The organism is Micromonospora craterilacus (genome assembly GCF_003236315.1).
GTDB classification, from domain to species: domain Bacteria; phylum Actinomycetota; class Actinomycetes; order Mycobacteriales; family Micromonosporaceae; genus Micromonospora; species Micromonospora craterilacus.
This window is the reverse complement of record NZ_POTY01000298.1, coordinates 1-7,481: the sequence shown is the minus strand read 5'-3', so window position 1 is coordinate 7,481 and position 7,481 is coordinate 1. Positions and strand designations below refer to the sequence as shown.

General features: G+C 73.8%; 7 protein-coding genes. 3 read left to right on the top strand and 4 right to left on the bottom strand.

Annotated features, from left to right (window positions below):
* Positions 1–268, bottom strand: a 268-nt coding sequence (locus C1I95_RS30230; RefSeq protein ID WP_111219016.1) for a DUF3499 domain-containing protein, incomplete at its 3' end; no start/stop codon positions are given.
* Positions 269–420: 152 nt separating this feature from the next.
* Between C1I95_RS30230 and C1I95_RS30225 the strand changes: the two genes are divergently transcribed.
* Positions 421–870 carry a metallopeptidase family protein gene (locus tag C1I95_RS30225; protein WP_111219014.1) on the top strand — a complete coding sequence of 150 codons (450 nt, stop codon included), beginning with the start codon at positions 421–423 and terminating at the stop codon, positions 868–870.
* A 111-nt stretch (positions 871–981) separates the two neighbouring features.
* On the opposite strand, the gene C1I95_RS30220 is transcribed toward C1I95_RS30225, so the two are convergent.
* The 3 genes from C1I95_RS30220 to C1I95_RS30205 form a co-directional block, all read right to left on the bottom strand.
* A complete protein-coding gene (locus C1I95_RS30220) occupies positions 982–1,239 on the bottom strand; it encodes a WhiB family transcriptional regulator (protein WP_013731688.1) in 258 nt (85 codons plus the stop codon).
* A gap of 717 nt (positions 1,240–1,956) precedes the next feature.
* The gene (locus C1I95_RS30210) at positions 1,957–4,536 is read right to left on the bottom strand and encodes a bifunctional FO biosynthesis protein CofGH (protein WP_111219012.1); all 2,580 of its coding nucleotides are present in this window, start codon (positions 4,534–4,536) and stop codon (positions 1,957–1,959) included.
* 73 nt (positions 4,537–4,609) lie between these two features.
* Complete coding sequence (locus C1I95_RS30205; protein ID WP_111219010.1) at positions 4,610–5,494, bottom strand: hypothetical protein; 885 nt, start codon at positions 5,492–5,494, stop codon at positions 4,610–4,612.
* A 97-nt stretch (positions 5,495–5,591) separates the two neighbouring features.
* Between C1I95_RS30205 and cofD the strand changes: the two genes are divergently transcribed.
* The gene (cofD, locus tag C1I95_RS30200; protein ID WP_111219008.1) at positions 5,592–6,539 is read left to right on the top strand and encodes a 2-phospho-L-lactate transferase; all 948 of its coding nucleotides are present in this window, start codon (positions 5,592–5,594) and stop codon (positions 6,537–6,539) included.
* Positions 6,536–7,481 (top strand): coenzyme F420-0:L-glutamate ligase (locus tag C1I95_RS30195; RefSeq protein ID WP_111219006.1); only part of this gene is annotated, 946 nt, incomplete at its 3' end. The genes cofD and C1I95_RS30195, both read left to right, overlap by 4 nt.

The window sequence follows — 7,481 nt, the reverse complement described above, 5'->3', positions numbered from 1 at the left end:
GGGCCGCCTCGCGGACCGCCTCGGCGAGCGCCACCAGGTCGTCGGTGGTCGGCGGCGGCGGCTCGAACTCGCCCTCGTGCCGGACCACCTCCCAGCCCCGCGGAGCGGTGAGGCTGCGGGCGTGCGGCTCGCAGAGGTCGTAGGTGTGCGGCTCGGCGAAGGCGGCCAGCGGGCCCACCACGGCGGTTGACTCGTTGTAGACATAGGTCAGCGTGGCGACCGCTTGCCGGGGGCAGCCATTACGGGAGCAGCGCCGTGGTGACCTCACGCGCGCAGGGTATCTCCATTACCGGCTCCGGCGCACCGCTTCGCGTTCCGACACGCCCGGCTTGGTGATCACAATTCTCGTCCGGCGACTCGGCGCGCCACGGTGTCGGCGCTGATGCGGCCCGGGCCCGACCGGAAGCTACCCTTTGGCTCATGACGAGCCCGGAGAACCGCCGCCCCGGCTCCGGCCGGCGCGCCCACCGCGACCGGCACGGACGCGGCCTGCGCGGGCGGCTGGTGCCGGCCACCGTTCCGCTGGCGCGGACCAAGGCGGAGATCTTCGACGACCTGGTGCTGGACACCGTCGAGTCGCTCGAACGCCGCTTCGCCAAGGAACTGGCCGGGGTGGAGTTCGCCGTCGAGGACGTACCGCCCGACCTGAACGTCTACGACTCCGATGTGCTGGAGGACGGCGAGGTGCCGCTGGCCCGGTTGCTGCCGGGCCGGCCGGGCCGCCAGGAGGTGCCGCCCCGGATCGTGCTGTACCGGCGCCCGCTGGAGTTCCGGGCCATGGACCGGGAGGATCTCGCCGACCTGGTGCACGACGTGATCATCGAGCAGGTGGCGAACCTGCTCGGCGTCGACCCGGACGAGCTGGCCTGACTCTGGCCGGCCGGGTCCGCCCGACGGCCGCCGCGGCCCCCACCGCGACGGCGTCCGGTCCGGCTCCTGCCGACCCGGGCGGGCGCCCCCCGACCGCCCTGGCCCGACCTCTCAGGCTGCCCGGCGCTTGAGCTTACGACGCTCGCGCTCCGAGAGCCCACCCCAGATCCCGAACCGCTCGTCGTGGCCGAGAGCGTATTCGAGGCATTCCGTCTTGACCTCGCACCGCGAGCAGATCCGCTTCGCTTCGCGGGTCGAGCCGCCCTTCTCGGGAAAGAACGCCTCCGGGTCGGTCTGCGAGCACAACGCCCGCTCCTGCCACTCCGGCGCGTTTCCGAGCAGGTCGGCCGCCTCGAGCTGGCCGTCCATCAGTTGCCTCCTTGTCGCGCACCGGCGTCATCGCCGCTGCAACCCCCCACGCGAAAGGCGTGCTTGTCCGTCCGGTCCCGTTTTCTTGCGTTCCGTGCGAACAACCCCATTCAAATTACACGCGTGTAATACGTGCGCCGTCAAGCCAAACTTGATAATGGAGTCGCCCTCCCGACACGCGCACCCGGACTGCCGTCCGGACCACCCGGTCTCGCCCTGCCCTATCGATTCAGACCCCGGCCGAGTAACGCCCTTCCCGGCGAGTTGCCCGAGTTTTCTCCCGTGGCGGGCGGCGCGCCGCGCGGGCGACGGGCCCCCGGCGGCCCCCGGAAGGCCACTCGGCAAGTTCGATTGATCTTGAACCGCAAGGTTAACGCGACTTCGCCACCCCCGCCCCCCGCGCGGGTGCACGACGACCGCGCCCCGTCCACATTGTGGACGGGACGCGGCGGTCGGGGCGCCCGGCGTCGTCAGGCGACAGGCGGAGGTGCGCTGGTGGGCCAGACGAACGCGGCAACCACGCCAGCGGCTACGACCAGCGAACCGGCCGGCGTGTCGTCGTCCCATTAGGCGGTATTGCGGCCCGCGGGAGGCGGCTGCGGAGCCGCCCGGATCGAGTACGACGGTGCCAGCTCCCCCGAGGGTGCCGGCGGCGGTCCTCGCCGTTACCGCCGCCGGCATCCACAGGTACGGCCGGCGGCGGGCGAAGGTTCGACGTCAGGCGCCGATGTGACCGTAAGCAGTCGTCCGCCTACGCGCCGGCCGGCCCGCCGCAGCCGCGATGGCCCGCAGTTGCTCCTCGGTACGCGCCGACCCGTTGCCCGAGCCGGCCATCCGCGAGATGGTCTCCTCCATCAGCGTGCCGCCGAGGTCGTTGCAGCCGCTGCGGAGCAGCTCGGCGGTACCCGCGTCGCCCAGCTTCACCCAGGAGCACTGGATGTTGTCGATCCGGCCGTGCAGGAGCACCCGGGCCATCGCGTGCACCACCCGGTTCTCCCGCCAGGTCGGCCCGGGCCGGGCGATGCCGGCCAGGTAGATCGGGGCGTTGGTGTGCACGAACGGCAGCGCCACGAACTCGGTGAACCCGCCGGTACGGTCCTGCACGCCGGCCAGCACCCGGAAGTGCGCGAGCCACTGGCCCGGGTGGTCGACGTGGCCGTACATCATCGTGGAGCTGGAGCGGACGCCCAGCTCGTGGGCCGTGCTGACCACCTCGACCCAGGCGGCGGCCGGGAGCTTGCCCTTGGTCAGTACCCAGCGCACCTCGTCGTCGAGGATCTCCGCCGCGGTGCCCGGGATGGTGTCCAGCCCCGCCTCGCGCAGCCCGGTCAGCCAGTCCCGCACCGACACGCCGGCCTTCGCGGCGGCGGTGACGATCTCCATCGGTGAGAAGGCGTGCACGTGCATCTCCGGCACCCGCGCCTTGATCGCCCGAACCAGGTCGGCGTAGACGGTCACCGGCAGCTTCGGGTCGATGCCGCCCTGCAGGCAGACCTCGCTGGCACCCGCGTCCCACGCCTCCTGCGCCCGGTCGGCCACCTGCTCCACCGACAGCCGGTACGCGTCGGCGTCGCGTTCCCGCTGCGCGAACGCACAGAACCGGCAGCCCACGTAGCAGACGTTGGAGAAGTTGATGTTGCGGTTGACCACGTAGGTGACGTCGTCGCCGACGGCGTCCCGGCGCAGCGCGTCCGCGGTACGGCAGAGTTCGTCCAGCGCCGGGCCGTCCGCGCCGAACAGCGCCAGTGCGGCGTCGGCGTGCCGGGGTTCGAGCAGCGCCGCCGGGTTGTCCGCGGCCAGCCGCAGCCCGGCCCGCAGGTCGGCGTCACCGGCCCCCGCGCTCGCTCCCCGGCCGGCGCCGACCGGCTGGCCCGCGTCCGCCGCCGGGCCGTCGCCGGTACCCGCTCGCGCCGGCGGTACGGCGGCCTTCGCGGCCACCTCCGACCAGTCGCCGTAGACGTGGTCGAAGTCGCCCCGACGGTCCTCGCTGCGCCCCGTGGTGTCGATGGTGGCGTGCAGGTCGGTGCGCCCGCCGTACGTCTCGTCGGGCTCCTGCCACGGCCGGCCCACCGGCCGGGCCGACTCCACGGCCAGCCCGGTCTCCGGATCGGCCAGCGCGCCGACGTGCGGCAGCAGGCGCGGATCCAGCCAGGGCTCGCCGGCCCGGACGTACTCCGGGTAGATGGTCAGCCGCTCCCGCAGCGTGAACCCGGCCGCGGCGGTACGCGCGGCCAGTTCGTCGAGCTGCGGCCAGGGACGCTCCGGGTTGACGTGGTCCGGGGTCACCGGGGACACCCCGCCCCAGTCGTCGATGCCGGCCCGCAGCAGCAGGTCGTACTCGCCGGCGATCAGGTTCGGCGGCGCCTGGATGCGGGCCTTCGGGCCGAGCAGTACCCGGGCCACCGCCACGGTGGCGGCGAGGTCGTGCAGCTCCGCGTCGGGCATGCCGCGCATCGCCGTGTCCGGCTTGGCGCGGAAGTTCTGCACGATCACCTCCTGGAGGTGGCCGTACTCCCGCTGCGCCCGCCGCATCGCGAAGATCGCATCCACCCGTTCGGCGTGGGTCTCGCCGATGCCGATCAGGATGCCCGTGGTGAACGGGACGCCGACCCGGCCGGCGTCGTCGAGCACCCGCAGCCGCACCGCCGGTTCCTTGTCCGGCGAGCCGTAGTGCGGGCCGCCCGGCTCGGACCACAGCCGGGTCGCGGTGGTCTCCAGCATCATCCCCATGCTGGGCGCGACCGGCCTCAGCCGTTGCAGCTCCGACCAGGAGAGCACGCCCGGGTTCAGGTGCGGCAGCAGGCCGGTCTCCTCCAGCACCGCCACGGCACAGGCCCGCAGGTAGTCCAGGGTGGACTCGTAGCCCCGCTCGTCCAGCCACTGCCGGGCCGCCGGCCAGCGCTGTTCCGGCCGGTCACCGAGGGTGAACAGCGCCTCCTTGCAGCCCTGGGCGGCACCGGCCCGGGCGATGGCAAGGACCTCGTCGCGGTCGAGAAAGGCCGCCGGCAGCCGGTGCGGCACGGTGGCGAAGGTGCAGTAGTGGCAGCGGTCCCGGCACAGCCGGGTCAGCGGGATGAAGACCTTCTTCGAGTACGTCACCACGCCGGGACGGCCGGCGTCACGCAGGCCGGCGTCACGGATCGCCCCGGCGATGCCGAGCAGTTCCTCCAGGGTCCCGGCCCGGGCGGTCAGCAGTGCGGACGCCTCGTCGACGTCGAGCGCCCGACCGGCGGCGGCCCGGCGCAGTGCCCGCCGTACGCCCGCCTCGCCCGGTACGGGCTCGCTCCGATCAACCATCCGCTCAGCCTATGCGCTGCCGCCCGGTGCACACTCCACCGTGGGCAACCACACCCCGTGCGGCGGATACGGATCAGGCGCGGCTCTCGCCCGGGTCGATACGTTGGGTGCGGTCGGCGTCGCCGTCGGGCCGCGGGATCGCCTGGGTCGGCTCGGCGCCCTGACGCGGGATGGTCTGGGTCGGATCGGCCGAGGCGGGCTGCCCGAACGGCGGCGCGGACGGTGCCGCCGACTGCGGCGGCACGGCCGGCTGGCCGTGCGGCGGCCAGGTGTGTGGGGCCGAGGGCGGTCCCCCGGCCGGGGCAGCCGGCTGGCCCGCCACCGGCCACCCGGCCGGCTGACCGGCAGCGGGGGAACCACCGGTCGGCCCGGGGCTCGGGAAGCCGCCGGCCTGACCGGCACCGTAGCCACCGCCCGGCTGGGGCCAGCCTGGCTGCGGGGTGCCGTACACGCCCGGCTGCGGCTTGGGCCGGGGCACGTGGTACAGCCGCTGCCAGACCGTCCACACCACGTACGCCGCGATCCCGAACAGCGCCACCCAGGCGGCCCGGGCGAGGATGCCCGTCATGGCGTCGAAGAGCTGCGCCTCGGCCAGCCGGCCGACCACCCAGATCAGCAGCGTCAGCCCACCGAGCACGGCACTGGCCGCGTACTCGCCGAGCGCCACCTGCACGATCAGTTTCGCCCTCGGCACGACCGGGGCCACGTGGGTCGCCAGCAGCACGGCCAGCACCGGCAGGACGATCGCCTCCAGCCCGATGAAGGCGAAGAACGAGTTGCCGGCGCGCCCGGTCACCGTGCTGTAGGGGCCCTGCGGGGCCAGCAGCCGGATCAGCCCGACGAACAGGAAGATGGCGTTCGCGCCCAGGAGCACGATGGCGGCGAGTTCGCGCAGCGGCCGGGTCACCTGGCTGGCCGGGGTCGGGGCGTTGGGTGGCGGCTCGGCGGGGCTGGTCACGAACTCTCCCTGGGGCGAAAGCGGACAGATGCCGACGTGAGCCTAGTCTCTCCGGGCGGCGCGACGCCGAAGGCGTCACGTAGGCGAGGATGGGCGAATGCGCATCGTGGTTCTGACCGGGGGAATCGGCGGTGCCCGGTTCCTGCTCGGGGTGCGGGCGTACGCCCGCGAGGTGGGCGCCGAGGTGACCGCGGTGGTCAACGTCGGCGACGACCTGCGCCTGCACGGGCTCCGGGTCTGCCCGGACCTGGACAGCGTGATGTACACCCTCGGCGGGGGCGCCGATCCGGAGCGGGGCTGGGGCCGGGTCGGCGAGAGCTGGACGGTTAAGGCGGAGCTGGCCGCGTACGGCGCCGAGCCGAGCTGGTTCGGGCTGGGCGACAAGGACCTCGCCACCCATCTGGTCCGCACCACCATGCTGGACGGGGGCTATCCGCTGCACCAGGTCACCGAGGCGTTGGCGACCCGCTGGCAGCCCGGCGTACGCCTGCTGCCGGCGACCGACGACCGCCTGGAGACGCACGCAATCGTTGATATCGACGGCGGGCAGCGGGCGATCCACTTCCAGGAGTGGTGGGTGCGGCACCGGGCGCAGGTCCCGACCCACCGGTTCGTCTTCGTCGGCGCGGAGGCGGCGAAGCCGGCACCCGGGGTGACGGAGGCGATCGCCGGAGCCGACGTGGTCCTGGTCGCGCCGAGCAACCCGGTGGTCAGCATCGCGCCGATCCTGGCCGTGCCGGGTCTGCGGGAGGCGGTGACGGACGGGCCCGCCCCGGTGGTGGGCGTGTCCCCGATCATCGGCGGTGCCCCGGTGCGGGGCATGGCCGATCGCTGCCTGTCCGTGCTCGGTGTCGAGTGCAGCGCCGCCGGGGTCGGCCGGCTCTACGGGAGCCGGGCCGCCGGCGGCCTGCTGGACGGCTGGCTGGTCGCCGAGGAGGACGCGGAGACGCTGGTGCCGGACGTGACGGTCCGCACGGTGCCGTTGCGGATGACCGACGAGGCGGCGACGGCGGCGATGGTCCGTGCCGCGGTGGAGTTGACGTGAGGCTGGAGATCCTGCCGGTGCCCGGCATCGGCCACGTGACCGAGGGCGACGATCTGGCGGCGCTGATCGGGGCTGCGGCGCCCTGGCTGCGCGACGGCGACGTGCTGGTGGTGACCAGCAAGATCGTCTCCAAGGCGGAGGGGCGACTGGTGGACGTCCCGGCCGACGGCCCGGACCGGCAGGTCGCCCGGGACGAGGTGCTCGCGGCGGAGACCGTCCGGGTGGTGGCGACCCGGGGCGCGACCCAGATCGTGCAGACCCGGCACGGCTTCGTGATGGCCTCGGCCGGGATCGACGCCTCGAACGTGGACAAGACCCGGCTGGTGCTGCTCCCGGAGGACCCAGACGCCTCGGCGCGGGCGCTGCGCGCCGGCCTGCGCGAGCGGTACGGCGTGGACGTGGCCGTGATCGTCAGCGACACCATGGGCCGGCCCTGGCGCAACGGGCTCACCGACGTGGCCCTCGGTGTCGCCGGGATGGCCGCCATCCGCGATCACCGGGGCGAGGTCGACCCGTACGGCAACGAGCTGATGCTGACCCAGATGGCGGTGGTCGACGAGCTGGCCGGGGCGGGCGAACTGATCAAGGGCAAGTGCGACCAGATGCCGGTGGCGGTGATCCGTGGTTACCTGACCGGGCCGCTGCCGGACGACGGCGAGGGGGCGCGGGTGATGGTCCGGGACGCCTCGATGGACCTGTTCTCGCTCGGCACCGCCGAGGCGAGGGCGGCCGGTTTCGCCGCCGCGGCCACCTTGCCGGACCAGCCCGGTAGCACCGCACCCGACCCGGCCACGGTCGGCCGGGCGATCGCCGCGGTCGCCGGCGTGGTCGCTCCCGGCACGGTCTTCACCCAGGTCACCGACGACGCCGTACGCGACGGCCTGGCCACCACCGTGCCCGGTTGGCCGACCGAGGCCACCGCCCTGGTGCTCTGCTCCCCAC

Coding starts and splice junctions, on each gene's coding strand:
- C1I95_RS30225 (WP_111219014.1), top strand. CDS start 421: ATGACGAGCCCGGAGAACCGCCGCCCCGGCTCCGGCCGGCGCGCCCAC.
- C1I95_RS30220 (WP_013731688.1), bottom strand. CDS start 1,239: ATGGACGGCCAGCTCGAGGCGGCCGACCTGCTCGGAAACGCGCCGGAG.
- C1I95_RS30210 (WP_111219012.1), bottom strand. CDS start 4,536: ATGGTTGATCGGAGCGAGCCCGTACCGGGCGAGGCGGGCGTACGGCGG.
- cofD (WP_111219008.1), top strand. CDS start 5,592: ATGCGCATCGTGGTTCTGACCGGGGGAATCGGCGGTGCCCGGTTCCTG.